This is a genomic window from Microbacterium sp. STF-2, assembly GCF_034650155.1.
Taxonomy (GTDB): domain Bacteria; phylum Actinomycetota; class Actinomycetes; order Actinomycetales; family Microbacteriaceae; genus Microbacterium; species Microbacterium maritypicum_A.
In genome coordinates this window covers 721386-745383 of the sequence record NZ_JARKMW010000001.1, presented here as the reverse complement: position 1 = coordinate 745383, position 23998 = coordinate 721386, and the positions used below count along the sequence as shown (strand labels likewise).

The window sequence follows — 23998 nt, the reverse complement described above, 5'->3', positions numbered from 1 at the left end:
AGTGTACCGAGCGTGCGGCGCTTCGATAGGCTGACCCGCATGACCACCACTTCGGACGCACCGCTGGGGATCGTCGGCGTCGTGGATGCCGTCACCGCCCAGCTGCGCGGTCGTATCCTCGGCGGCGAGATCCGCTCGGGGGATCCGATCACGGAAGCGGCCGTGTCGCAGACCTTCGGAGTTGCGCGTCCCAGCGCGAAAGCGGCGATCGAACAGCTCGTCGCCAGTGGCCTGCTCGTGCGCACCGCGCATCGAAGCGCGCGTGTGGTCGGGATCGACCCCGCGACAGTGCGTGACGTCTACCGCACCAGGGCCCGACTCGAGAGCGCGGCGCTTCGCGAGCTCGCGAAGACCAGCACCGTGCCGAGCGCGGCGCGCGATGCGAATGCGGAGATCCTCGCGATGCCCCCGGGTCCCGACCCGGCGACCGTGAACCCCGATCTGCGGTTCCACACCGCCATCATCGATGCACTCGACAGCGAACGCACCGGGCGCATGTACCGCAGCGTGCTCGACGAAGTGCGGCTGTGCATGGCGCAGGTGCAGGGGCGCCGGCTTCTCGACGCCTCGGTGATCGCGTCGCAGCATGCCGAGATCCTCGACGCGGTCGCTTCAGGCGACGGAGAACGGGCAGCGGCTCTTCTCGACGCGCACCTGTCGTCGGCCGAGCAGCGGCTGGTGGAGGCACTCGACGCGGAGTAGCGTCGAGCGGGCCGTCACTCCGCCGGAGCTTCCTCGACCACGATCGGGGCTTCGGCCGGATCAGCCCACACCGGTGCGGGGAGCATGGTGTCGGTCTGGCCTGCCTGGATCGATCGCAGCGCCTCGGTGATCTGCTCGTCGTTCTCGGGGACGGGAAGGTCGCAGGCGCGCAGTTCCGAAGCGAACTGCAGGGTCAGCCGGATCTTGCCCGCCTCGACGGCCTGTGCGGTCGTGCCGGTGCGGATCTCGCTCCCGGTCTGGATCGCCGGGACGTCATCGCAGACGTGGTAGACCTTGCCGCCGTCGACCCAGACCACCTCGTCCTTGCCCAGGAGCTGGATCACGGCCGACTGGTCGGCCGTGTACTGCTCGACGGACGCCGGAGCGAAGTCGACGCCGATGAAGACGGCCAGGGCCGCGAGGACGACGCCGACGATTCCAGCCGTGGTCTTCTGGCCCTTGTCCATGTCCTTGTTGAGGAAGATCAGGATGACCAGCGGGAGGAACGCCACGACTGCGACGATCGCACCGAGCTGGTTCTGTACGAAGAACCGCGTCTTGTCCGCCCTGAGCGCGGGGTCGAGGCGGTTGGCCTTCTTCCACAGCACCGAGCCGGTGATGGACAGGGCCGCGATCACGACGAGCAGCACGAGGAGCGTGATGAACGCCCACTGCGGGAACGTCGCGGTGACACCCTGCTCCTCGAGCAGGCCGGTGTCGGGGTTGCGGACGAGGGTGCCGTCTTCGCCGACGAACACACGCTGGCGCAGGAGCCAGAAGATGCCGACGCCTTCGCCGATGATCGCGACAGCCCAGAGGATGGCGGCGATCCAGCGGAAGCGCGTCGCCTTGGCCTTGGCTTCGGGGGTGGGGACCCAACCGGCAGGCGGTTCGGTCGCCGTGCTCTTCGCGGACTGGGCGACGCGGGCGTCGCTGTTCCCGGTCTCGGCGTTCTCGCTCGCAGCCACGGTGTTCCCTTCCCCTCCGGTGCCCGCCGTTCCGGCTCAAGGCAACCCCGATCCTAGTGGACCGGGTGTCCTACGCTGGGGACATGACTTCCGATTCCGACGACGCGCTCAGCTGGGACGGCGACGAGGCCTCGACACCGAAGGATCGCGCGCTTCCGCACGGCTGGAACGCCGTCGGCAAGGGCAGCGACGACGTCGGGACGATCGAGGACGACGGCACCGTCACACCGGCGACCGACGACGAGCCCTCGGGTCTGAGCACCCCGATGCTGCTGCTCGTCGGTGTCGTCGGCGGCGTCTACCTTCTCTACACGATCGGCTGGATCGTCGGAGGGCTCCGGTTGCAGCCGCTGGCATCCTTCCTCGTCTCCGACGTGATGTTCCTGCCGTGGTTCTTCCTCGCGATCGCTGCGCCCGCGCTGTGGTTCCTGGCGACCTGGGTGCTCACACGGGGGAGTGCGGCCTGGATCCGCGTCGCGGTGCTGTTCGCGGGGGTCGTGCTCCTCGTCCCCTGGCCCTTCGTCACCGTGGGGGTGATCGGATCATGACCACGTCGTCGAACGAAGCGCAGGTATCCGCGGATTCTCCGGGTTGGCTCGTCGGGCTCGTCATCGGCTTGGCAGGACTCTTCTACGCCTACGCGGTCTGGAATGCCGTCGCGCACCTCATCACGATGGCCCAGACCGGACTGAGTGTCGGCGGGTGGGCGACGCTGCTGTTCGGCGTCGCCTTTCCCGCGATCGTGTTCGTCTTCGCCTATGTGATCGGCCGGCGGCGCCGTGTCGGCGAACTGGCGCTCGTGTTCCTCGCCGGACTCGGCGTCGTCGCGGTGTTCTGGATGAGTCTGATCGCGCTGAGCCTCACGATGCCCAGCGCGTGAGCGGCCTGCCGTGCCGCGTCACACGGCACGGAGGGCTGCGCCTGCTCCGGTAGAGTTGACGCGATCGCGCCCCCATGGTGTGCGGCGCATCGGCCCCTGCCGCGCTGCCCCGAAGGATCCACTGTGCCGAAGCCTGTCGTGCTTATCGCCGAAGTACTCTCTCCCGCCACGATCGACGCTCTCGGTCCCGACTTCGACGTCCGTGACGTCGACGGCACCGACCGCGAGGCGCTGTTCGCGGCGCTCGCGGATGCCGATGCCGTGCTGGTCCGATCGGCGACGCGCATCGATGAGGAAGCGCTGGGGCACGCCCCGAAGCTGAAGGTGGTCGCCCGCGCCGGAGTGGGCCTCGACAACGTCGACATCAAGGCGGCCACGGCTGCCGGTGTCATGGTCGTCAACGCGCCGACCTCGAACATCGTCTCCGCCGCCGAGCTCACGGTGGGCCACATCCTGAGCCTCGCCCGCCGCATCCCGGCGGCGCATGCCTCACTGTCTGCCGGTGCCTGGAAGCGCAGCTCCTTCACCGGCGCCGAGCTGTTCGAGAAGACGGTCGGCATCGTCGGTCTCGGTCGCATCGGCGCCCTCGTCGCCGCGCGCCTCGCGGCTTTCGACATGCGGGTCGTCGCCTACGACCCCTATGTCACGTCGGCCCGCGCACAGCAGCTCGGCGTGCAGCTGCTCTCGCTCGACGAGCTCGTGGCGGAGTCGGACTTCCTGACGATCCACATGCCGAAGACGCCGGAGACGACCGGCATGATCGGTGCCGAGCAGTTCGCAGCCATGAAGCCGACCGCCTTCGTGGTCAACGTCGCACGCGGTGGGCTGATCGACGAGGAGGCGCTGCACGCGGCCCTCGTCGCGGGTGAGATCGCGGGTGCCGGACTCGACGTGTTCACCTCCGAGCCCCCGGCAGAGGGAGGCACCGCTCGGCCGCTCCTCGACCTGCCGAACGTCGTGGTCACCCCTCACCTCGGTGCCAGCACCGAAGAGGCGCAGGAGAAGGCCGGCGTCTCGGTCGCTCGCTCGGTGCGCCTCGCTCTCGGCGGCGACCTCGTCCCCGACGCGGTGAACGTCGCGGGTGGCGTCATCGATCCCTACGTGCGTCCCGGCATCTCGCTCGTCGAGAAGCTCGGCCAGATCTTCGCGGCACTCGCGACGTCGCCGCTCACCAGCCTCGATGTCGAGGTGCACGGAGAGCTGAACGACTACGACGTCAGCGTGCTCAAGCTCGCTGCGCTCAAGGGCGTGTTCACCAACATCGTCAGCGAGACGGTCTCTTACGTCAACGCGCCGCTCCTCGCCGACCAGCGTGGGATCGCGGTGCGTCTGCTCAAGGATGACGTCAGCGACGAGTACCGCAACGTCATCACCCTCGCGGGCGCGTTGTCCGACGGCTCGCAGCTCTCGGTGTCCGGCACGCTCACCGGTCCGAAGCAGACCGAGAAGCTCGTCGGCATCAACGACCACCGGCTCGAGCTGCCGATCGAGAAGCACCACGTCGTCATGCTCTACACGGACCGCCCCGGCATCGTCGCGGTGTACGGCCAGAAGTTCGGGGAGGCCGGCATCAACATCGCCGGCATGCAGATCGCCCGTCAGGCCGCCGGGGCCCAGGCCCTCAGCGTGCTGACCCTGGACTCGCCGGTCTCGGACGAACTGCTCGACGACGTGCGCGACGCGATCGACGCCGACCTCTTCCGTCAGATCGAGATCACCGAGGTCTGATCGCACAGGTCTGGCTGCACCGGTCTCAGTGCGCAGATGCAGAAGAGGGCGGGAGCGTGATGCTCCCGCCCTCTTCTCATGTCTCGGTGGGTCAGGCCGTGGCTCTGAGGACGAGGGCGATCAGCTCGGCGAGTTCGTCGCTGCGGGGGACGAGCCGCTCGGGGCCGTGCACGTCTAGCGAGTTGTTGAAGTAGAGCCCGTCGCTCACGAGCATCACGAGGTCGAGGCTCGCATTGTCGCGCACATGCGGGCGGATCGTCTCCGCCCAGCGTCGTCGCGTGTCGCGGAGCATGTCGGCGGCAGGGATCGATCCGCCCTGGGCCAGCCGCGTCGTGGCGATCAGCACGCGATCGAGGGCGTCGTCCTCCATGACCGAGGTGCGCACGTAGTAGGCGACCGGCCCCTCGTCGGCTGCGGTCATGCGTTCGAGGTCGAGCGTCGTGAGTCGGTCGAGCCGCTCGACGAGCCCTGCCTCCAGTTCATCCTTCGACCCGAAGTGGTAGAGGAGGCCACCCTTGGAGACGCCGGCCGCCTTCGCGGTCGCATCGAGCGTCGCTGCACGTTCGCCGTCTTCGATGAGGATCGCTTCGAAGGCGTCGAGCACCTTCTCGCGGGCGAGGGGAGGTCGGGGCATCGTGGATCCTCTGCACAGGGGAGGGGCGGGAATTCTGTTACTATACCATCTGGACGGTTCACTAACCGTGCCGTCATGATTCTGAGAGGTGTTCCATGAACCGTACTGCGTCGATCCCGACGACAGAGACGGACGCTCCCCGCGTCGGAGCCCGCGGCTGGGCGGCACTCGTCGTCCTCATGCTGCCGGTGCTGCTGGTGTCGGTGGACAACACGGTGCTGAGCTTCGCGCTCCCCGAGATCTCGATCGCGCTCGCTCCCACGGGGGCGGAGCAGCTGTGGATCATCGACGTGTACCCCCTGGTGCTCGCCGGCCTCCTGGTCACGATGGGGACGCTGGGCGACCGTTTCGGGCGCCGGAAGATGCTGCTGATCGGTGCGACCGGCTTCGCCGCCGTCTCCGCACTGGCCGCCTTCGCGCCCACTGCCGGGCTGCTGATCGCCGCCCGGGCGCTCCTCGGCTTCTTCGGCGCCATGCTGATGCCGTCGACCCTTTCCCTCCTGCGCTCGATCTTCCAGAATCGCGATCAGCGCCGCATGGCGATCGCCGTGTGGGCGTCGGCGTTCTCCGCGGGCTCCGCGCTCGGACCGATCGTCGGCGGCTTTCTCCTCGAGCACTTCGCATGGGGTTCGGTCTTCCTCATCGCCGTGCCCGTGTTGATCCCGCTGCTCGTCGCCGCGCCGCTGCTGGTGCCCGAGAGCCGCGACCCGAACCCCGGGCGCATCGATCTGATCAGCATCGCGCTGTCGATGGCGACGATGATCCCGGTCGTCTACGCGATCAAGTCGCTGGCCGTCGACGGGCCGAGTCTCAAGGCCGGAGCCTGGGCGCTGCTCGGCTTCGTGATGGGCTACCTGTTCGTCCGTCGCCAGCTGCGTGCCAAGACGCCGATGCTCGACATGGCGCTCTTCCGTCGGGGCTCCTTCTCCGGTGCGATCCTGGTCAACCTGCTGAGCGTCGTGGCTCTGGTCGGTTTCCTCTATTTCGTCTCGCAGCACCTGCAGCTCGTCCTCGGGCTGTCCCCGATGATGGCCGGGCTCGCGCTCGTGCCCGGAATGCTCGCGATGATCGTGGCCGGACTCTCGGTCGTCCCGATCTCCCGTCGTATCCCGCCGCACATCGTGATCCCCGTCGGGCTCGCGTTCTCCGTGGCCGGCTACCTGATCGTGGCGTTCACGACGCACGAGCACGGCGTCCTGCCGCTGGTCGTCGCATTCGTGGTGCTCGGCATCGGCATCGGTGCCGCCGAGACGATCTCCAACGAACTGATCCTCTCCAGCGCCCCCGCCGCGAAGGCGGGAGCGGCGAGTGCGGTCTCCGAGACCGCCTATGAACTCGGTGCGGTGCTCGGCACCGCGGTGCTCGGTGGCATCATCACGGCCTTCTACCGCGGGGCTCTCGTGCTTCCGGAGGGCCTGCCGGCAGACGTGGCGCACGCGGCGGGGGAGACTCTCGCCGGGGCCTACACGGCGGCGCAGGCGCTGCCGGGCCAGCTCGGCACCGCGCTGTGGGAGGCAGCGGCGGCCGCATTCGGCTCCGGGGTGATGGTGACCTCGCTGATCGGCGCTGGTCTCGTCGTCGTCGCGGGCGTGATCGCCGCCGTCACACTGCGCAAAGCCCCCACGCACTGACCAGTACGCTGGGAGGACCGGCTCGCTCGCCCTGCGGTGAGCCCGAGCCGGTCCATCCCCGTGCAGTGCGCAAGGAGTCTCATGTCGCGTGTCGTGAAGCTGGCCGTCATCCCCGGAGACGGCATCGGTCCCGAGGTCATCGCCGAAGCGGAGAAGGTGCTCGACGCCGTCACCGCCGACAGCGGTGTGGTCTTCGACAAGACCCGTTTCTCGCTCGGCGCCGGACGCTTCCTCGAGACCGGCGACACCCTCACGGACGATGACCTCGCCGCGATCTCCGCGAACGATGCGATCCTGCTCGGCGCGGTCGGCGGCACCCCGGGCGACCCGCGCCTCAAGGACGCCAACATCGAGCGGGGCCTGCTGCTGAAGCTGCGTTTCACCCTCGACCACTACGTGAACCTGCGGCCGTCGAAGCTGTTCGTCGGTGCCTCGGGCCCGTTGGCCGAGCCCGGCGACATCGACTTCGTCGTGGTGCGTGAAGGCACCGAGGGGCCGTACGTCGGCAACGGCGGGGCCATCCGCAAGGGCACCCCGCAGGAGGTCGCGAACGAGACCTCGGTGAACACCGCCTTCGGCGTCGAGCGCGTCGTGCGCTACGCGTTCGACCTCGCCGAGCGTCGTCATAAGAAGGTCACGCTGGTGCACAAGACCAACGTGCTCGTGCACGCCGGTGCCATCTGGCAGCGCGTCGTGAACGAGGTGGCGGCCGAGCACCCCGACGTCGAGGTCGACTACCTGCACGTCGACGCCGCCACGATCTTCCTGGTCACCGACCCCTCGCGCTTCGACGTGATCGTCACCGACAACCTGTTCGGCGACATCCTCACCGACCTCGCGGGCGCGGTCACGGGTGGCATCGGCCTCGCCGCCTCGGGGAACATCAACCCCGACGGCGCGTTCCCGTCGATGTTCGAGCCGGTCCACGGCTCAGCGCCCGACATCGCCGGACAGCAGAAAGCCGACCCGACGGCGGCGATCCTCTCGATCGCGCTGCTGCTCGACCACCTCGGACTCACCGAGGAATCCGCACGGGTCGGTGCCGCGGTCGAGGCGGACATCGCGGCACGGACGGTGGCTCGCACCACGGCGGAGATCGGCTCCGCGATCACTGCACGCCTCTGACTGCAGGCGTAGGCTGAACGGGCGCGAGGATGCGCCCACCCACGAGGAATGGATGATGAGATGACGACCATCGATGCCGAGGCGACCGTGGCTCCCCTGGAGTTCGCCGTCACGAAGAACCTGACCGCTGCGTCTCCCGCACGGCTCGCCGAGGTGCTGGAGAATCCGGGCTTCGGTGTGGTCTTCACCGATCATATGGTCGACATCTGCTGGTCCGCCAAGGGTGGCTGGCACCGTCCTCGCGTGCAGCCGTACGGTCCGATCCCGCTCGACCCCGCGGCGTCGGTGCTGCACTACGCGCAGGAGATCTTCGAGGGCATCAAGGCCTACCGCCATGCGGACGGCTCGATCCACACGTTCCGACCCGACCGTAATGCTGCGCGTCTGCAGGCCAGCGCTCGTCGTCTCGCTCTGCCGGAGCTGCCGACCGAGTACTTCATCCAGTCGCTGCGCGAGCTCATCGCCGTGGATGGCCGCTGGGTTCCGGACGGCGCCGACCAGAGCCTGTACCTGCGCCCGTTCATGTTCGCGAAGGAGGCGTTCCTCGGCGTGCGCGCCGCGCAGAAGGTCGCCTACTACGTGATCGCGAGCCCCGCAGGCGCCTACTTCTCCGGCGGGGTGAAGCCGGTGCGCATCTGGCTCTCCGAGGAGTACGCCCGCGCCGGCAAGGGCGGAACCGGCAAGGCCAAGACCGGAGGCAACTATGCCTCGAGCCTGCTCGCACAGAGCGAGGCGAGCGCGAAGGGGTGCGACCAGGTCGTGTTCCTCAACGAGAAGCGCGATGTCGAGGAGCTCGGCGGCATGAACGTCGTCTTCGTCTTCAAGGACGGACGTGTGGTCACCCCCGAGTCGGACAGCATCCTCGAGGGCATCACGCGTGACTCGCTCCTGCAGCTGGCGGAAGACCGCGGCTACACGGTCGAGAAGCGCCCGATCTCGATCGACGAGTGGCGCGAAGGCGTGGTCTCCGGCGACATCGTCGAGGTGTTCGCGTGCGGCACCGCCGCGGTCGTCACCCCGATCGGCGCACTCGTCGGAGACGGGTTCGACGAACCGCAGCCGCTGGGCGAGCTCGCACTCTCGCTGCGTGAGGAGCTCACGGACATCCAGTACGGCCGCCGCGAGGACAAGCACGGCTGGCTTCTGCGCCTCGACGCCTGACCGCGCGGACGATACCCGCGCCCACCACCGAGACCCACGCCTGCCGCCTGCGCACGTGTGGGTATCGGTGTCTGCGGTGCGTCTCGGCGGGGTGGAACGCCCTCGCTAGGCTGGATCCCATGAAGATCGCCCGGTTCAGCCACGACGAAGCCATCATGTACGGGATCATCGACGAGCGTGAGCTCGTCGTGCTCGCCGGAGACCCGATGTTCACCGGGTACGAGACCACCGGCGCCCGTGTGCCGCTCGCGGACGCCGCGCTGCTCGCTCCGGTGATCCCGCGGTCGAAGGTCGTCTGCGTGGGCAAGAACTATCACGACCACGCGGCCGAGATGGGGGGAGAGGCTCCCGAGGAACCGCTGCTGTTCCTCAAACCGAACACCGCGGTGATCGGACCTGGTGACGCGATCGTGCGTCCGCCCCTCTCCGATCGCACCGAGTACGAGGGTGAGCTCGTCGTGGTCATCGGCAAGATCGCCAAGAACGTGAAGGCCGAGAACGCGCTCGACTACGTGCTGGGCTACACGATCGGCAACGACGTGACCGCGCGCGATCTGCAGCGCAAGGACGGACAGTGGGCGCGCGCGAAGGGCTTCGACACGTTCTGCCCGCTCGGACCCGTGATCGAGACCGACTTCGATCCCGCGACCGCCACGATCGAGACGCGGGTGAACGGCGAGGTGCGCCAGCACGCTCCGCTCACCGACATGATCCACTCGGTACCGGCGATCATCGAGTACGCCTCGGCCGTGTTCACCCTGCTCCCGGGTGATGTCATCATGACGGGCACGCCGGCGGGCGTCGGAACCTTCGGCGCAGGAGACGTCGTCGAGGTCGAGATCACGGGGCTGGGCATCCTGCGCAATACCGCGCGTGACGCCGCACCCACGTCATGACCGATGCGGCCCTGACGGCGGCGCAGCAGACGGCGGTCCAGCGACGCACCGTGCTGGTGCTGTCGCTCGGGCAGGTGCTCGGCGGCATCGCCTTCGGCGCCACGGTGTCGCTCGGAGCGCTCCTGGCGGCGGACATCTCGGGGAACGACGCGCTCTCCGGTCTGGCGACCGCCTCGGTCACGCTCGGAGCGGCGGCGTGCGCGATCCCGCTGGCCCGCCTCGCCGCTCGTGTCGGCCGGCGTCGTGCGCTCACGCTCGGCAACCTGTTCGCACTGGTCGGCATCGCGGTCGTCATCCTCGCCGCCTCCCTGCGCCTCTTCCCGCTGCTGCTCGCCGGCATCCTCATGATCGGCGCGGGCAACGCGGGAAACCTGCAGTCTCGCTTTGCCGCGACGGATCTCGCCGCCCCGCAGCACCGTGGCCGGGATCTGTCGATCGTCGTCTGGTCGACGACGATCGGCGGGGTTGCCGGGCCCCTTCTGCTGGGGCCGGGAGAGATCGTCGGGCAGGCGGTCGGGATGCCTCCGCAGACGGGTTCTTATCTGTTCTCGTTCGTTGCGCAGTGCGCGGCACTCCTGCTCTACATCGTCGCGCTGCGCCCTGATCCGCTTCTCGCGGCGCAGCGGCTCGCCACGGCGTCGGCGGCTGCCGCCGGAGCGGTGGCAGTGGACCGGCCACGGGTGGCACGCTATGCGATCTTCGCGATCGCGGGGTCTCACGTGGTGATGGCGTCGGTCATGGCCATGACCCCGGTGCACCTGTCGCACATGGCGCACGGCGCCGGAGGCATGGCGGCGACCCCGGCGGATGTCTCGGCTCTGGTGGGGATCACGATCGCCCTGCACGTGGGCGGGATGTACGCCCTGTCGCCGGTCTTCGGTGTGCTCGCCGACAGGTGGGGCCGACTCAAGGTCGTGCTGCTCGGCCAGGTGCTGCTCGCCGGTGCTCTGGCGTTCGCCGTGTTCAGGGGTACCGAGGCGTGGGGTGTCATGGTCGCGCTCATCCTGCTGGGGCTGGGGTGGAGCGCGGCGACGGTCGCCGGGGCGGCGCTGCTCACCGAGGCCTCCGCGCCCGAGCTCCGCACGCGCAGACAGGGTCGCAGCGATTCGCTCATGAGCCTCTCGGCTGCGGCCGGCTCGGTGCTGGCCGGAGTAGTGCTGTCGAACTTCCAGTACTCCGGACTCGGGATCGCAGCCTTCATCCTGGTCGTCGCGATCGTGGCGCTGTCTCCGCTGGCTCGCGCGGGAGCACGGTGAAGGACTGGTCCGGGGTCGGCGAAGCGTACTCCGCCTCCTACTCGGCGCTGTGCGCCGGGACCTTCGTCGCGATGCGGGAGGCTCTGGGCGAGCCGCACGGCCGCAGCCTGGTCGACGTGGGCGCCGGAGACGGCACCCTGGCTGCGATGTGGACCGCCGAGGGATGGACGGTGACCGCGTGCGAGCCGGAGTCGACCATGCGCGCGGTCTCGCGTCGCCGGCATCCTCGGATCGACACCATCGACGGCACCTTGCCGGCGCTTCCGTTCGCAGACGGCGCGTTCGACGTCGCCATCGCGAACTTCGTGTTGAATCACGTCCCGTCACCGCGTTCGGCCGCCGCAGAGCTGCGACGGGTCAGCCGGGGTGCGGTCGTGGCGACGACCTGGACGCTCTCTCCCTCGTGGTTCTGGGCCGAGATCACCGAGCGTGCCGGTATCGCGCCCTTCGCGGGGCCGAGGCTCCCGGATGACGAGGACTTCGAGCGCACGGCCGACGGGTTCGGGCGGATGCTGCAGGAGGCAGGTCTGCAACGCGTAGAGGTCACCGAGCTCGACTGGACCTGGAGCGCGGATCCGCGAGCCCTCTGGCGGTCTGTCGAAGGGGGAGTGGCCGGTGCCGGTGCGCTCTACGCCGGTCTCGACCAGGTCGACCGGCAGCGGTTTCGGACCGCTTTCGACTATGTGGTCGAAGAGCGGAGTGCGAACGGTTTCCTGCCGCTGGCGCATCGTGCCGCGGTCGCCGTGAGCGCCGCTCGCTGAGCGCTTCGATCCTCCAGCGGTGCGGTCACCCGTCCCCGTAGAATCGAAGAGCTATGGCTACCCCTCACCCCCTCACCACGACTGTCAGTGGTGCCGACGTCCGCGTCCGCTTCTGCCCCTCACCGACCGGTCTGCCGCACGTCGGCATGGTCCGCACGGCTCTCTACAACTGGGCCTACGCCCGACACAACGGCGGGAAGATGGTGTTCCGCATCGAGGACACCGACGCCGCCCGTGACAGCGAGGAGAGCTTCCGCCAACTGGTCGACGCGCTCACCTGGCTCAAGATCGACTGGGACGAGGGCGTCGAGGTCGGCGGACCGCATGCGCCCTACCGGCAGTCGGAGCGTCACGACATCTATCGCGAGGTGATCGACAAGCTCATCGCGACGGGCGCCCTCTACGAGAGCTACTCGACGGCCGAGGAGATCGACGCGCGCAACGAGGCCGCAGGCCGCGCCAAGCAGCTCGGCTACGACAACTTCGACCGCGACCTTACCGACGAGCAGAAGGCGGCCTTCCGCGCCGAGGGTCGACAGCCCGCTCTGCGCCTGCGCGTGCCGGACGAGGACGTCACGTACGTCGACCTGATCCGTGGCGAGGTCACCTTCCCCGCCGGTTCATTCCCCGACTTCGTGGTCGTGCGTCCGAACGGCGTGCCCCTGTACACGTTCGTGAACCCGGTCGACGACGCACTGATGGGCATCACGCACGTCCTGCGCGGTGAGGATCTGATGCCGTCGACCGCGCGCCAGCTCTCGCTGTACGCGGCTCTCATCGATGCGGGCGTCACGACGTTCGTGCCGCGATTCGCCCACATGCCGCTGGTGCTGGGGGAGACGGGCAACAAGAAGCTCTCCAAGCGCGACCCGCAGGCCGATCTGTTCCTGCACCGCGACCGCGGCTTCATCCCTGAGGGACTGCTGAACTATCTCGCGCTCCTCGGCTGGTCGATCGGCCCCGACCGCGACGTGTTCTCGCTCGACGAGTTCACCGCGGCATTCGACATCGTCAACGTCAACCCGAACCCGGCCCGCTTCGACCAGAAGAAGGCCGAATCGATCAACGGCGACCACATCCGGATGCTGGGGGAGAAGGACTTCGCCGAGCGGACGATCCCGTACCTCGCCGCGGCCGGGCTCTTCGATGAGCCCACACATGAGCAGTTGGTGACGGCGTTCCGCGTGGCGCCTCTCGTGCAGGAGCGCGTGCAGCTGTTGGGCGAGGTCCCCGGGATGGTGGGCTTCCTCTTCACCGACGAGGTCTCATACGCCGAGGACGCGCTCAAGGGACTGCCGGCGAATGCTGCCGAGGTGCTCGATGCCTGCGTCGTCGCTCTCGAGCCGCTGGAGGAGTTCACGCCCGAGAAGATCCAGGAGGCTCTGGCCGCGGAGCTGGTGGAGAAGCTCGAGCTCAAGCCGCGCATCGCCTACGGCCCTCCGCGTGTGGCGATCACCGGCCGCCGGATCTCGCCGCCGCTGTTCGAGTCGATGGAGCTGCTGGGTAAGGACGAGTCGCTGCGTCGTCTGCGTTCCCTGTCGGCGTTCCTCGCGAACTGAGTCGCGACGCGCCCGGGCGGCGGCGCACGGCACCGGTTTTGGTGTTCCGCCGCCGCTCGGGTAGGCTTGATTCTCGGTGCGAGGCTCCGGTTTCGCCCTTGGGGTATGGTGTAATTGGCAACACGACGGTTTCTGGTTCCGTTATTCTTGGTTCGAGTCCAGGTACCCCAGCAAGATGAAAACCCCCGCTCAGGCGGGGGTTTCTTCGTTAGGTGATGCGTCGGAGTCGTCCGCCGCGAGAATGACGCGTTCGGCGGCGGCCCCCGGCCATCCGTGTCAGCACGGAAAGCAGGGGGCCTTCGCCATCGGTCGTCAGGCCGCGCGGCGGCGCAGGCGGGCCAGCCACGCGCCAGCCCCCAGCAGGGTGGCAGCCAATCCCGCCCACACCCAGAGGATCGCCACGTCTGCTCCGGTCGTCGCGAGCGGAGCAGCGGAGCCGTCGGTTCCAGGTTTCGCCACGGTGCCGTCTCCGCGTCCCGTGCCGCCGTTCCCGTTGCCGCCCTCGCCGGGGGTGCCGCCCTCGCCGGGCGTGCCGCCCTCGCCGGGGGTGCCGGTGTCGGCCGTGGCGAAGTCGATCGAGGCGAGCACGCGGCTCTCGACGCCTGTCAGCACCAGTTCCGCACCTTCGATGGCGAAGCTGTCGACGCCGCTGACCGTGACCGTTGAACCCGCGATCCCGAAACCGGCAGCCGGCGTGAGCGTCAGGCGCACCTGGCCGCCGCGATCCGCAACGCCCTCTGCGGGCGAAACGGTGCCGCCGCGCACCTCGGTGCGATAGCTGAAGCGCACGGCCTGGGCCTCCACCGCGTCGACGGCGGCCTTCAGCGACTCGAAGCTCGTCCGCAGCTGTGCCTTCGTCGGTGCGACGGCGGCGACTGTGGCGACCGTACCATCGGTCGAGCCATCCCGCGCTCCCGGAGATCCCGCGAGCAGAGCCGCACTGTGGGCTGTCGCCGCGGCGAGAGCATCGCCGAGCGTCTCATCGAAGACGCGTCCGTTCGCCGCCTCGACCTCGTTGACGTTCATCAGCTCGGTCGCGTATTCGACGGCCTGGGCGAGTGCGGCAGTCTCTGTGGTCGAATCATCGGCGGCGAAGAGGGCGGCGACCTCGGTCGTGGACAGAGCCGTGTCCCACATCCGCAGGTCGTCCATGTCGAGACCGATGCCGTAGCTCTTGCTCCCGTCGACGCCCACGAGCATGTTCAGGCCGCTGGTCATGCTCCCGATCCCCGCGATGCTCGTCTCCCTCGCCAGCATGCCGTCCATGTAGGTGCTCGCGATGTTGCGCGTGCGGTCGACGGTCACGGTCATGTGGTGCCAGGAGCCGCGGTACTCGCCGACGTCGCCGGTCGCATAGACGCCGTCGGTGCCGTCGCCGAGCGTGAACTCGAGCTTGCCGGTGTTCGTGCCCTCCGGGGCGAGGTTGATGCCGGAGCGGTACCAGTTCGCCCAGTTCTTGTTGCTGATGATCGCACCGTACCCGTCGACGCCGGTGACCTTGGTCCAGAAGCTGATCGTGAGGTCCTTATCCGTGCCGAGGTCGAATTCGGGGCGGGAGCCGAGATCGACGTAGCTGCCCTCGCCTCCGCCGATCCGCACCGCTGTTCCGGAGGCCCCCGGGCGATCGGTCGCGATGTAGGAGACCGAGCCGATCGGCTTCGCCGTGGGCCCGGATGCCGCATGCGTTCCGGTGTCACCGAGGTCGCCCTCGAAGGCGAGATGCAGGAACTCGCCGTCCGGTGCGGGTGCCGGGGTCTCGGGGAAATCGGGGAAGACGAGCTCGCCGGCCGTGCGCACGAGGCCGGTGAGCGGCTCCGACGCGTTCTGGAAGTCGTCGTACGCGGTGACCGTGACGGTGTAGTTCTTCGCCGGTTTCAGACCGCGGACGTCGAAGCCCATCGTGTTCGGGGTCATGTAGAACCGCGAGTACGCCTTGAACGATCCGGTGACAGACTTTGACGCGTTCTTGCCGAAGTCCGGCACCTGGTTCGCCGTGTACGCGACCGGGTTGCCGGCCTGATCACGGATCTCGACTTCGTAGTAGTTCACGAGCTCGTCGTCCTTGGCCTGGTCGAAGCGCAGCGTGAGGGACTCCTCGGCGACGTCCGTCGCGGTGATTGCCGCGGCATCCCACCAGGGTGCGATCTTGCTGCGCTGTGCGGCCGTGTAGGTGAACCCGCTCTTGCCCTTGGTCGTGTCGACCACCCAGGGCATGCCGACCCAGCGCTGATGGGTGACGTCGAATCGACGGATGACGGTGGAGCCGTCGGCGAGCACGGAGATGAAGTTCGCGTACTTCTGCGACACCCCGGCGGCAGGGTCTCCCTGGTTGCCCCCGAAGTAGCCGCCGCCGAGGAAGTCGCTCGGCACGTCCTGGTAGATGTAGTTCATCGAGGCGTTCTCGTAGACCGTGAAGTCCTTCTGGAAGATGCTCGTCTCCGGATTCGAGGAGAAGTGGGTGTGCGCCGAGCCCAGCATCACCTGCGGATAGGACGCGAGGATCCGCTGCAGGTCGGGACCCGCCATGTCGTAGTCGGCGTGGAAGGGCCCTCCGAGCGACGTGCCCGCGTAGCCGCTGTGGATCGAGACGAAGATCGGCTTCGCGGGGTCGTAGTCGGGCTTCGCGGCGATGTCCTGCAGCGTGGAGGTGAGGAAGGCCTGGTAGCCGGTGCGCTGCCCGCCGTACCCGAATGTGCTGGTGCCGTTGTAGTCGAGGCCGATGAAGTCGATGCCCTCGATCGTCGTGTGGAAGTTGCTCACGTAACCGGTGGCGGCGTTCGGATAGTGCCACGCGGGCGCGTCGGCCGGTGCGTTCTTCCGCGCGGATTCGAAGGTCGTGCCCATCAGATCGGCGATGTCGTGGTTGCCCTGGGTGAGCAGGACCTGCGACTCGGGGAAACTCTCGCGCATGACCCGTTCGACCGCGCGATACCAGCCGGCGACCTTCTCGCTGTCGCCGGCGAGGTGGGCGGAGTACTCCGGGTCGTTCGCACCGACGACATCGCCGTTGTCGACCACGACGCGCGGGTCGAAGCCCTTGGCGTCCGCCCAGGAGCGGAGGGCCTGGAAGTGCGGCTTCGCGCCCTCGTAGGCCACCTGCTCGGATGTCTTGTCCGCCGTGGCGGCGCCCCCGAGCTCGGTATCGGACATCGTGATGAACTCGAGTGTGGCATCGGCGCCGTTGTAGGCGTCGTTCGCGGCGTCGATGCGCTGTTGCGTCATCGGTTCCACGGCAGACGACGAGGTCGGGACGGCCGTCGGCGCGACCGCCGCCGCCGGGAGAACGGGGACCAGGAGCGTGAGGGCCGTCGCGGCCGCGATCATCCCTCCACCGAGTGCGCGGCGTAGGGCCGCCTCCGGACGGGGGCGTGTCGTCTTCGGGCGATCAGGGGTCGGCATGGGGTTCCTCGCAGGTGTCGTCGGGGTTCGGAAGGCGGTCGAGAAGTGTGGGGAAATCAGGGAAGCGCGGGCACGGAGGACATCAGTGAAGCGGCCCAGGGTGCCGTCACGGCGAGGAGGTCGGGGATGCAGGCCGTCGTGCCGCTCGCCTCCCTCCGGTCGGCCCGGACCTGCACGACGCGGCATCCGGCAGCGACGGCAGCACGCACGCCGACCTCGGAGTCCTCGAACACCAGGCACGCGGCCGGATCGACGTCGAGCAGGCGGGTCGCCCGCAGATAGGGTTCTGGGCTCGGCTTCGTGCGTCGCACATCGTCCGCGGTCACGACGACGTCGAATACGCCGAGGCTCACGTTCTCGGCGACCGCATCGACCCATGCCCTGGTCGAGCTGGTCACGAGACCGATTCGGATTCCCTCGCGCCGCAGGTGCGCGAGTGCTTCCTCGGCACCGGCGACCCATTCCAGACGCCCCGCGAAGGAATCGATCGTGACGAGCTCCAGCTCCGCCGCGAGGGCGCTCGCACTCGCACGCGTACTCCCGAGCCCGATCAGAGCGCGGGCGGCATCGATGCCGGACAGCCCTTCGAACCCGGCGAGCTGCGCCGACGACACCGTTGTGCCGAGGTGTGCGAGGTGGGCGCTGATCACGTCGAGCCACGCCCGTTCACTGTCGACGAGTGTGCCGTCGAGGTCGAAGAGCACGGCGGCGGGTCGAGCCGCGGCGGGCCGCGCGGGGGTGGAACGAGGGGAGGCGGAGCGATCAGAGGCGGAGCGATCAGAAGCGGAGCGATCGGAAGCGGGCGTCGACGAGGTCACGGGACGATTACCCCGCTCCGTGGTGTGCACGGGGCGGCGTGCAGATGAACGACGTCTGAACGATAGCCGCCGGCGGGCGCGCAGCGGGGGACAACTGTGAACTGCTGTCCTGATCGCGCGATCGACGGTATCGCGGCTCACCTAGTCTGAGACGGTGTTACCGGCGACCCCGCGCTCCCATCGCGAGATCATGAGCGATCTGATGACCAGGATCATCGATGGGGAGTTCTCTCCGGGCTCCCGTCTTCCGTCGGAGACGAAGTTGAGTCTGCATTACGGCTCGACCCGTGGCACGATCCGACGGGCTCTCGCGGGTCTCGAGGACCGAGGGCTGGTATCCCCTGTTCAAGGCGCGGGCTGGACCGTTCGTTCGGGCCGACAGAGTCAGTCGTTCGAAGAGCTGCGTTCGTTCGCGCAGTGGGCGCGGTCCAAGGGTCTGGCGCCGGGCGGGCGGGTGCGTCGCAAGGAGTTCGGGGAGGCGACCGCGGCGGAGGCGCGTCGCCTGTGGGTGAGCCCGCGGACGCGTGTGCTGCGCGTGACCAGGACGCGTAGCATCGACGGCCGCGACGTGATGCTGGAGCGCACCAGCTACCCGGACTGGATCGCCGATCGGCTGGCCTCGATCGCCGATGACGAGGCCTCCGTCGTCGAGGCGCTCTCGCGTGACTTCGGGATCGTGACCGCGTTCGCCGAGCACGCCATCGATGCCGTCCCCGTGTCCAGCGCCGACGCCGAGCTGCTCGGCGTGCGTCGGGCGAGCGCGCTGCTGCGGGTGCGCCGCGTGAGCTACACCGCGGCAGGCGAGCCGATCGAGTACGGCGAGGACCGCTACCTGCCCGACACCGTCACGTTCCTCGTCACGGCATCGCGGGAGAGCACACCCCTCACGCGCACCGAGTTCTCGCGGTAGCGGATCAGCTCGCGTCGTCACCCCGCGTCGCGTCCGGCGATGTCGAGGGCGCCGAGTAATGTGAATACGTGACAGGAACACGAGCAGAAGCGGCATTCTCGCGCGCTGTCACCGCATTCAGCACGCCGACTCTCGACCTCCTTCACGGACGTTTCGCGCCCTTCGTCGTCGCGTCCCTCTCGCTGCTGTTCACGGCAGACCGGGCGTCCATCCCGATCGCCGACGCCCAGGCCGAGCTCGCCGAGATCCTCGATGAGCTGAGGGGAGCGGGCTACGACGATGACGACCGCCGGGTTCCCGCAGGGACCGGCCGCGACGTCGCGCGGAACTGGGTGCGACTGGGCTGGCTGGTGCAGCAGATCGACGAGGACATCGAGGTGTACCGACTCTCCGCGCACGCCGTCGAGGCGCTGGAGATCGCCGGACGCACGGGCGGGGGGCGCACACGTGTATCCAACTCCCGTGTGCGAACGCTCCTCGACGCCGTGGAGCACCTCTCCGACAGCGCCGAGGCCGATCCCGAGCGTCGCCTGGCTCGTCTTCGGAAGGAGCGGGCGGCACTCGACGCCGAGATAGATCGGATCGAGGAATCGGGCAGGGCGGATCCGCTCGACGATGAAGAGCTGTTCGAAGAAGCGGAGAACGTGCTGCACCTGGCACGGGAGCTCCCCGCCGACTTCACCCGCGTCGCCGAGTCGCTCAAGCTCATGCAGCGCGACGTCGTCGCCCATCTGCGGCGTGACGAGCGCCCGACCGGCGAGGTGCTCCGCGAGTATCTGCGACGCGCGCAGGACGTGATGAACTCGACCCCGGAGGGGCGCGCGTTCTCCGGCGCCCTGCGGCTGATCGGCGATCCGGATCGCATCGACGCGCTCACCGAACAGCTGCACGGCCTGCTCCGGCAGCCGTTCGCCCGCATGCTCGACAGCACGCAGCGTGCCGAACTCGACGCCATCGGACGTCGGGTCGAGCTCGGCGTCGAAGAGGTCCTCGCCGCACAGCGTCGAGCGTCGCACGTCATCACCGGCCAGGTGAAGACCCACGATCCGCTGCGGGACCGTCAGATCGACGATCTGCTGCGCGACGTCATCGCCGCTCTCCACATCTGGGACGGTGCGGGGGCGAGCGACTCGCCGGTGCGCAGTCTCCCGCTCGCAGATCTGGGGCACCTCAGGCAGACGGTGAGCAGCATCCGCCCGCCGGCCGTCCCCGCACCTCTCGCGGACGCCGACGACGTCGAGTTCGCCGACGTCGACTCCCGCGCGTGGGGCGGTCCGCGGTATACGGAGCTCGAGGAGTACGTGTCGGGTCTCGGCCCGGAGTTCGACCTCGCCGCGGCCTTCACCCAGGGAGCCGACGATACCCGTCGTCCTGTCGACCTCGTCGGACTGCTCGAGATCGCGCACCGCAACGGCATGACCGAGGGCGAGGAGGTCTCGGTGGTCGAAGCGCGGCGTCCGGACGGATCGACGCGACGTTTCGCTTTCGGCGCCGTCACGGCGCGCAACCCGAAGGAAGAATCACATGCCTGAAGAGAGCCTCGTGACGGAGACGCCGGTCGAGGATCCGTTCATCGCCCCGGTCCCGATGGAAGACGACATCGAGGAGCACTTCGCGGGTGACCGCGGCACGCTGGACCCCGAGATCCGGCGCCTGCTCGCGCACATCCTCCAGCGCCGTTTCATCGCCGCGGAGCGCAACCGCCGGGAATGGGCCCTGCTGCTCGACCATCAGCACGTGATCGAGTCGCGCCTGAACGACCTCTACCTCCGCCTGGTCGTCGACCACGGCCGCGGGTTCGCATACAAGCAGCAGCTGCGCTCCGACGAGATCGACATGCCGGTGTTGCTGAAGGACGCGCCGTACACACGCGCCGAGACCCTGGTTCTCGTGCATCTGCGCACGGTCTATCAGCGCGAGTCCGCCGCCGGCGAGGCATCCGTGCGCATCGACATCGAGGATCTCGAGCAGACCGTGCTGAGCTACTTCAGTGACGTCGACGGCGGCACAGCCCGGCAGCAGAAGGCGATCCGGAACGCGATGGATCGCCTGGATCGAGAGGGCATCGTGCAGGAGGAGACCAGCGGGCGCTATCGCATCAGCGCGCTCGTCGAGGTCGTCCTGAGCGCCGAGACCCTGAAAGAACTCCGCGACTGGCTGCGGTCGCAGGAAGCGGTGGAACGATGACCATGGTCGACACGCTCTTCGGCCTCATCCCGGCGGGTTCGCGCGGGCAGCAGTGGGTGGCGGAGCAGCTGCAGCTGATCAACTGGGGCGGGTACGACGGCGGACCCCATCGGGTGCGCTTCTCGCCGCACGCGACCCTGCTCTGCGGAGGCTCGGGCTCCGGCAAGTCGACGTTGATGGATGCGTACATCGCCTTGATGATGCCGCACACGACGCCGTTCAACGGAGCGTCGAACGGTGGTGTGACGGGTCGCCCGCGCGGCGAGGAGCAGCGGAACATCCTCTCCTACGGGCGAGGGAAGATCGACGAATCCCGCACCGAGGAGGGCACGAAGCTGCGTGTGCTCCGCGGAGACGGGGAGGACACGTGGAGTGCGATCGCGACGACGTGGATCGACCACGACGGGTCGCGGTTCACGGCCGTGCGTGCGTGGTACATCCCCGCGGATGCGCGCGTCCTCGAGGACACGACGCGGGTCAGGGCCACCGTGAACGGGGCGTTCGATCTGGGACTGCTGGAGCGCGCGGCGACGCAGCGGCTCTCGGATGCGTCGGTGCGGGCGACGGGGCTGGAGACCCTCGCGACGGACCGTGAGTTCTCGGCGCGCCTGCAGGCGGTGCTCGGGATCGGTGCGGCCGGCTCCGGCGCCAAGGCCATCAGTCTTCTGGCGAGGATCCAGGCCGGGCAGCAGATCACGACGGTCGACGATCTGTACAAGAAGCTCGTCCTCGAAGAGCCCGAGACCATGGCCACCGCAGATGCCGTCGTGGCGCATTTCGACGAGCTCGAGAGCACGCGGATGAGGATGCTCACGGCGAAGCAGCAGGTGAACGCGCTCGAGCCGATCCGGAGCATCAAAGACCGCATCGTCTCGGCGTCCGAGCGTGTGCGCGTGATCGACGAGGTCGGCGTGTTCACGGATCCGACCTCTCTGGCCGCCCTCTGGAACGCGCAGCGACGCCTCGATCTCCTGCGCGACGTGGAGGTCGAGCTGGGGGATCGTTCCCGCGCGCTGAGTCTTGCCGTGCGCGAGAAACGTGCTCTCGTCGATGCCGCGGATGTCGAGCGCGAGGGGCTTCTCGACGTGCTGCGCCAGTCCGGCGGCGACCGTCTCGAGACAGCTCAGCGCGAACTCCGCGTCGCCGAGCGCAGAGTGGACGACGTCCGGCGGGAGCGGGCGAAGTTCGACATCATCGTCCGGGAGCTGGGAGCGGAGGTGGAGACCGCCGCGCAGTTCGACGCCTTCGCCGCCGACGCTCGGGGGTCGGCTCCGAAGTCCGAGATCCGTGCTGCCCGTGCCGCTTTCGCCGATGCCGAGAGCACACGCCGGACGACGGAGGCCGAGATCCGCCGCCTGCGCGAGGAGCGTGAGAAGACGAGTCGCGTACGCGGGAGCATCCCCGCGCATCTCGACGAGTCGCGCAGCCTGCTCGCAGAGGCGGTCGGGCTCGACCCGGCCGATCTTCCGTTCGTCGGCGAGCTCATCGAGCTGCGGACCGAGTTCGAGCCGTGGCGGGAGGCATTCAACCTCGCGCTCGGAGGCTTCGCCAGGACGCTTCTGATCGACGTCGAGCACCTCGCTTCGTTCCGCACGGCCATCAACTCCGTGCGCACCCCGGAACGTCTGAACTACGAAGGCGTCCATACCGGCATCCCCGAGGTGCGGAACGCCGACCCGAAGACGCTTCCCGGGCGGCTCGAGTACCTCCCGACGCCCTTCACCGGTTGGCTTCAGCAGCGACTTCAGGATCGCTTCGGATACGTCTGTGTCGACTCGTCGTCGCAGTTGGGCGCACACCAGAAGGCCCTCACGATCAGCGGCCAGGTGTCGCAGGGGAGTCGGGGTGCCCACGGAGGGCAGGGGCGCAGCAACGTCCTGGGCTTCACCAACGACCGTCGCCTGCGCGAGATCGACGAACAGCTGCTGCGGCTGACGGCGCAGCACGAGGAGTGCGCGTCCGCTGCGCACGAGGCCGAGGCCGCCCTCGACCGCATCGAGGCGCGGTCGACATCCTTCGCGAAGATCGAGGACCTCACGTGGGAGCAGATCGATGTGGTCACGGTGGAGGCCGAGCGGGAGCGCTGGCTCGCGGTCGAGGCGGAGGTCACCACGGCCAGCCCCGAGATCGCGCAACTCAAGCGCCAGGCCGAAGAACTGCGGGCGCGGGCGGGGCGGCTCCGCGATGAAGAGGCGCGTCTCGGCAACGAGCTCGCTCAGACCCAGGAGCAGTGGGGTCGGGTCACCGACGACGTCGACAGCTGTCAGTCGGTCATCGACTCTGCCGCGGCATCCGGACTCGTGCTCGGGGACGGGCACGCCTCGTTCCTCGACAGCCGATTCCTGCACGCCGAGACCGGAGGATCCGCGACGGCGGCGCAGCGCCTGACCCATCTGGACACCGCCCTCAGGACGGCAGCGCAGCGCCTTCTCGATGACCGCCGCGAGGCGGCCGAGGCGCACGAGCAGCAGCGCGAGAGCATGCGCCGACTCATGACGGGGTTCCTCGAGCGCTGGGACACCCTCACGATCCTTCCGGATCCCGACGCTTCGGTCGGGGAGTTCGAGAGCATCCTGGAGGCTCTCCAGACCAACGGGCTCCACGAGCTGGAGACCGAGTGGCGCGACAGCCTGCTCAAACTGTCGGGAAACGACCTGACGAGTCTCGACTCGACGCTCAGCCGGTCGCTCCGTGAGATCAAGGACCGGATCGATCCGATCAACCGGATCATGGAGGAGCTGCCGTTCTACGACGACGATCATCGTCTGCAGATCACCCCCCGCGAGAACCAGACGGAGGCTCGCAAGCGTTTCCGCCGTGAGCTCCGTGAGGTGCGCGGACTCATCGATGCGGCGGCGACGGATGCGGAGCGGGAGACCGTGTACCGCAAGATGAGTCGCCTCATCGCGCGCATGCGCCGCACCGCCCCCGACTTCGCGGAGCTCATCGATGTGCGAAACCATGTGCGGGTGAGCGCGGAGCGCGTCACAGCCGCCACGCGAGAGCACGTCGCCCTCTACGATCACATCGGTGAGAAGTCCGGAGGCGAGTCGCAGGAACTCGTCGCGTTCATCGTCGGGGCCGCCCTCCGGTACCAGCTCGGAGACGCGGGCGCCGCTCGACCTCGCTATGCGCCGGTGTTCATGGACGAGGCGCTGATCAAGGCCGACGCCCACTTCACCAAGCGCGCGATCGGTGCGTGGCGCGGGCTCGGCTTCCAGCTCGTCATCGGTGCGCCGAACGACAAGTACAGCGCGATCGAGCCGCATGTGGACGTCGAGTACGACATCCTCAAGGACACGCGCGGTCGGTCCTGGGCCAAGGCGAAGGTGGGTCTGCCGGAAGCGGGGGTCTGACCGTCGGTCGTCGACGGGCGAGCAGCC

The 23998-nt window shown here is 68.6% G+C and carries 19 protein-coding genes and 1 tRNA gene; 16 read left to right on the top strand and 4 right to left on the bottom strand.

Features of this window, described 5'->3' with window-relative positions; genetic code table 11:
- Positions 1–39 precede the first annotated feature (39 nt).
- A complete protein-coding gene (locus MicroSTF_RS03600; protein WP_029265500.1) occupies positions 40–702 on the top strand; it encodes a GntR family transcriptional regulator in 663 nt (220 codons plus the stop codon).
- A gap of 14 nt (positions 703–716) precedes the next feature.
- Here MicroSTF_RS03600 and MicroSTF_RS03595 read toward each other — a convergent pair whose 3' ends face one another.
- Positions 717–1670 (bottom strand): hypothetical protein, encoded by a 954-nt coding sequence (locus tag MicroSTF_RS03595; protein WP_029265499.1) that lies wholly within the window; start codon positions 1668–1670, stop codon positions 717–719.
- Positions 1671–1753: 83 nt separating this feature from the next.
- Here MicroSTF_RS03595 and MicroSTF_RS03590 point away from each other — a divergent pair, with 83 nt between their 5' ends.
- From MicroSTF_RS03590 to serA, 3 genes are all read left to right on the top strand, one after another.
- Positions 1754–2218, top strand: coding sequence for a hypothetical protein (locus MicroSTF_RS03590; protein WP_021200389.1), 465 nt, complete (start codon positions 1754–1756; stop codon positions 2216–2218).
- On the top strand, positions 2215–2550 hold the full coding sequence (locus MicroSTF_RS03585) for a hypothetical protein (RefSeq protein WP_297554169.1): 336 nt from the start codon (positions 2215–2217) through the stop codon (positions 2548–2550). Before MicroSTF_RS03590 ends, MicroSTF_RS03585 begins: the two co-directional genes overlap by 4 nt.
- Before the next feature lie 123 nt (positions 2551–2673).
- Complete coding sequence (gene serA / locus MicroSTF_RS03580) at positions 2674–4278, top strand: phosphoglycerate dehydrogenase (RefSeq protein ID WP_021200391.1); 1605 nt, start codon at positions 2674–2676, stop codon at positions 4276–4278.
- 91 nt (positions 4279–4369) lie between these two features.
- On the opposite strand, the gene MicroSTF_RS03575 is transcribed toward serA, so the two are convergent.
- Entirely contained in the window at positions 4370–4912 is a 543-nt protein-coding gene (locus tag MicroSTF_RS03575; protein ID WP_021200392.1) for a TetR/AcrR family transcriptional regulator, read from the bottom strand.
- 95 nt (positions 4913–5007) lie between these two features.
- Here MicroSTF_RS03575 and MicroSTF_RS03570 point away from each other — a divergent pair, with 95 nt between their 5' ends.
- From MicroSTF_RS03570 to MicroSTF_RS03535, 8 genes are all read left to right on the top strand, one after another.
- Positions 5008–6543, top strand: a complete 1536-nt coding sequence (locus tag MicroSTF_RS03570; RefSeq protein WP_021200393.1) for an MFS transporter — start codon at positions 5008–5010, stop codon at positions 6541–6543.
- A gap of 81 nt (positions 6544–6624) precedes the next feature.
- Positions 6625–7668, top strand: coding sequence for a 3-isopropylmalate dehydrogenase (locus MicroSTF_RS03565; protein ID WP_021200394.1), 1044 nt, complete (start codon positions 6625–6627; stop codon positions 7666–7668).
- Between the two features lie 60 nt (positions 7669–7728).
- The gene (locus tag MicroSTF_RS03560; protein WP_322953634.1) at positions 7729–8829 is read left to right on the top strand and encodes a branched-chain amino acid aminotransferase; all 1101 of its coding nucleotides are present in this window, start codon (positions 7729–7731) and stop codon (positions 8827–8829) included.
- Between the two features lie 119 nt (positions 8830–8948).
- Positions 8949–9725, top strand: coding sequence for a fumarylacetoacetate hydrolase family protein (locus MicroSTF_RS03555; protein WP_322953631.1), 777 nt, complete (start codon positions 8949–8951; stop codon positions 9723–9725).
- On the top strand, positions 9722–10981 hold the full coding sequence (locus MicroSTF_RS03550; RefSeq protein ID WP_322953629.1) for an MFS transporter: 1260 nt from the start codon (positions 9722–9724) through the stop codon (positions 10979–10981). The genes MicroSTF_RS03555 and MicroSTF_RS03550 overlap by 4 nt, the downstream gene beginning before the upstream one ends.
- Positions 10978–11742: a class I SAM-dependent methyltransferase gene (locus tag MicroSTF_RS03545; RefSeq protein ID WP_322953627.1), complete on the top strand. Its 765-nt coding sequence runs from the start codon at positions 10978–10980 to the stop codon at positions 11740–11742. The genes MicroSTF_RS03550 and MicroSTF_RS03545 overlap by 4 nt, the downstream gene beginning before the upstream one ends.
- 53 nt (positions 11743–11795) lie before the next feature.
- Entirely contained in the window at positions 11796–13301 is a 1506-nt protein-coding gene (gene gltX, locus MicroSTF_RS03540; protein ID WP_029259059.1) for a glutamate--tRNA ligase, read from the top strand.
- A 99-nt stretch (positions 13302–13400) separates the two neighbouring features.
- A tRNA-Gln gene (locus MicroSTF_RS03535) sits at positions 13401–13472 on the top strand.
- A gap of 141 nt (positions 13473–13613) precedes the next feature.
- Here MicroSTF_RS03535 and MicroSTF_RS03530 read toward each other — a convergent pair.
- Together MicroSTF_RS03530 and MicroSTF_RS03525 are read right to left on the bottom strand one after the other, a co-directional pair.
- Positions 13614–16700, bottom strand: coding sequence for a LamG-like jellyroll fold domain-containing protein (locus tag MicroSTF_RS03530; RefSeq protein WP_322953624.1), 3087 nt, complete (start codon positions 16698–16700; stop codon positions 13614–13616).
- A gap of 56 nt (positions 16701–16756) precedes the next feature.
- The gene (locus MicroSTF_RS03525) at positions 16757–17518 is read right to left on the bottom strand and encodes an HAD family phosphatase (RefSeq protein WP_322953621.1); all 762 of its coding nucleotides are present in this window, start codon (positions 17516–17518) and stop codon (positions 16757–16759) included.
- A 154-nt stretch (positions 17519–17672) separates the two neighbouring features.
- On the opposite strand from MicroSTF_RS03525, the gene MicroSTF_RS03520 reads away from it, so the two are divergent.
- The 4 genes from MicroSTF_RS03520 to MicroSTF_RS03505 all read left to right on the top strand — a co-directional run bounded on the left by MicroSTF_RS03520 (position 17673) and on the right by MicroSTF_RS03505 (position 23971).
- Entirely contained in the window at positions 17673–18428 is a 756-nt protein-coding gene (locus MicroSTF_RS03520) for a GntR family transcriptional regulator (RefSeq protein WP_322953618.1), read from the top strand.
- A gap of 68 nt (positions 18429–18496) precedes the next feature.
- Positions 18497–19960, top strand: a complete 1464-nt coding sequence (locus MicroSTF_RS03515) for a DUF3375 domain-containing protein (RefSeq protein ID WP_322953615.1) — start codon at positions 18497–18499, stop codon at positions 19958–19960.
- Complete coding sequence (locus tag MicroSTF_RS03510; RefSeq protein WP_021200404.1) at positions 19953–20615, top strand: DUF4194 domain-containing protein; 663 nt, start codon at positions 19953–19955, stop codon at positions 20613–20615. Before MicroSTF_RS03515 ends, MicroSTF_RS03510 begins: the two co-directional genes overlap by 8 nt.
- Positions 20612–23971 carry an ATP-binding protein gene (locus tag MicroSTF_RS03505; RefSeq protein WP_322953612.1) on the top strand — a complete coding sequence of 1120 codons (3360 nt, stop codon included), beginning with the start codon at positions 20612–20614 and terminating at the stop codon, positions 23969–23971. Before MicroSTF_RS03510 ends, MicroSTF_RS03505 begins: the two co-directional genes overlap by 4 nt.
- Positions 23972–23998: the final 27 nt, after the last annotated feature.

Coding starts and splice junctions, on each gene's coding strand:
- MicroSTF_RS03505 (WP_322953612.1), top strand. CDS start 20,612: ATGACCATGGTCGACACGCTCTTCGGCCTCATCCCGGCGGGTTCGCGC.
- MicroSTF_RS03510 (WP_021200404.1), top strand. CDS start 19,953: ATGCCTGAAGAGAGCCTCGTGACGGAGACGCCGGTCGAGGATCCGTTC.
- MicroSTF_RS03565 (WP_021200394.1), top strand. CDS start 6,625: ATGTCGCGTGTCGTGAAGCTGGCCGTCATCCCCGGAGACGGCATCGGT.
- MicroSTF_RS03550 (WP_322953629.1), top strand. CDS start 9,722: ATGACCGATGCGGCCCTGACGGCGGCGCAGCAGACGGCGGTCCAGCGA.
- MicroSTF_RS03560 (WP_322953634.1), top strand. CDS start 7,729: ATGACGACCATCGATGCCGAGGCGACCGTGGCTCCCCTGGAGTTCGCC.
- MicroSTF_RS03575 (WP_021200392.1), bottom strand. CDS start 4,912: ATGCCCCGACCTCCCCTCGCCCGCGAGAAGGTGCTCGACGCCTTCGAA.
- MicroSTF_RS03590 (WP_021200389.1), top strand. CDS start 1,754: ATGACTTCCGATTCCGACGACGCGCTCAGCTGGGACGGCGACGAGGCC.
- gltX (WP_029259059.1), top strand. CDS start 11,796: ATGGCTACCCCTCACCCCCTCACCACGACTGTCAGTGGTGCCGACGTC.
- MicroSTF_RS03530 (WP_322953624.1), bottom strand. CDS start 16,700: ATGCCGACCCCTGATCGCCCGAAGACGACACGCCCCCGTCCGGAGGCG.
- MicroSTF_RS03570 (WP_021200393.1), top strand. CDS start 5,008: ATGAACCGTACTGCGTCGATCCCGACGACAGAGACGGACGCTCCCCGC.
- MicroSTF_RS03555 (WP_322953631.1), top strand. CDS start 8,949: ATGAAGATCGCCCGGTTCAGCCACGACGAAGCCATCATGTACGGGATC.
- MicroSTF_RS03600 (WP_029265500.1), top strand. CDS start 40: ATGACCACCACTTCGGACGCACCGCTGGGGATCGTCGGCGTCGTGGAT.
- MicroSTF_RS03585 (WP_297554169.1), top strand. CDS start 2,215: ATGACCACGTCGTCGAACGAAGCGCAGGTATCCGCGGATTCTCCGGGT.